The organism is Streptomyces sp. NPDC050617, assembly GCF_040654795.1.
Lineage (GTDB): Bacteria > Actinomycetota > Actinomycetes > Streptomycetales > Streptomycetaceae > Streptomyces.
This window is the reverse complement of record NZ_JBFAIS010000072.1, coordinates 1-1,408: the sequence shown is the minus strand read 5'-3', so window position 1 is coordinate 1,408 and position 1,408 is coordinate 1. Positions and strand designations below refer to the sequence as shown.

At 66.5% G+C, this 1,408-nt stretch carries 1 protein-coding gene; it reads right to left on the bottom strand.

Translation table 11 applies throughout. The annotated features are described in order from the left end of the window. Window positions 1-167: 167 nt before the first annotated feature. The gene (locus AB0I49_RS38220) at window positions 168-1,352 is read right to left on the bottom strand and encodes an IS701 family transposase (protein ID WP_363231840.1); all 1,185 of its coding nucleotides are present in this window, start codon (window positions 1,350-1,352) and stop codon (window positions 168-170) included. Between the last annotated feature and the right edge of the window lie 56 nt (window positions 1,353-1,408).

The window sequence follows — 1,408 nt, the reverse complement described above, 5'->3', positions numbered from 1 at the left end:
CTAGTACTGCAATGGTCTTTGGCCTGATGGTTGGGCAGCTTCTGGTGGTGTGTGGCCGCGTTGTTTGTAGTGGCTGAGGCGGGCTTGGTGTTGTCGTCTGCGGCGCCAGTGTGACCAGTGCAGGACGTGGTCGATGGGTGCGGGGCGGCGGTGGGTGAGGCGGTGGATCAGGCGTCGTAGTTCGGGGAGGGTGAGGGGTATGAGCTGGGAGGATCCGTTTCTGCTTTGTCGGTGTCGAGTGCGCGGGCTCGCAGGACGGTGAGGCAGGCGTGGGCGGCCATGGCGAGGGTGATGTGGCGGTGCCAGCCGGGGTATCGGCGGACCTGGTAGTCGTCCAGGCCGCATTCCTGCTTGGCGGTCTGGAAGCATTCCTCGACGGCCCAGCGGCTGCCGGCGACGTGGATCAGTTCGTCGAGAGTGGTTTTCGTGGGGCAGTAGGCGATGTAGTAAGAGATCTCTTGGGGTCGGCTGACGCTGCGGCGGGCGATCACCCAGTGCCGCCGGTCTTCTCGGTGCCAGGGCCGGACCTCGGCCCTCGCCCAGTCATAGACGCGCGGACCGTGGGCTCCGTTGCCGCAGGAACGGCGCTTCCATTTCTGCCGTGGCAGGCCGGGAAAGAGGTCATGGACAGGGTGGTCCATGGCCCAGCGGGTGACGACGGTGTCGTGGCGGGTGGTGGCCATGACGTGGAAGACATCGGCCCGCTCGAGCTCGGTCCGCCAGCCCTTGCTGAAACCGTAGGCGGCGTCCGCGGTCACCCACCGAAACGGGATCTTGTCGGTGATCGCCCGGCGGACCATCGCTTTGGCGGTGACGACCTTCGTCTCGAAGGCGACCGCGTCGTCAATGCCCGCGGCCCGGCACCGTTCCCGGTCATCGGTCCATGACGTGGGCAGATACAGGCGCCGGTCGATCAGCGTGCGGCCACGTTCACCGGCATAGGCGAGGAAGACGCCGACCTGGCAGTTCTCCGTCCGCCCCGCCGTCCCGGAGTACTGCCGTTGGACCCCGGCCGAGCGGACCCCCTTCTTCAGGAAGCCCGTGTCGTCCACGATCAGCACGGCCTCCGGGTCACCGAGGTGTTCGACGACGTAATCACGCACGTCGTCCAGGACTTCGTCAGGGTCCCAGTCGCACCGGTTCAGCAGCCGGTGCATGCGGTCGGGAGCCGGGTGCCCGGCTTCCTCAGCCAGCGTCCAGCCGTTCTTCCGTTCCAGCGGGGCTATCAGGCCCCGCATATACGCCAGCGCTGACTCACGCGGCTCCGACCGGGCAAATCGGTGCATGAAACGCTCATGCACCTCACCCAGACCCGCCGCCCACTTCCTCACATCGCCGTGGCCCCCACCCATAACCAGCCCAACGACCAACCTGGCCACCAGTCACACCAAACGCCGTTGCAGTACTA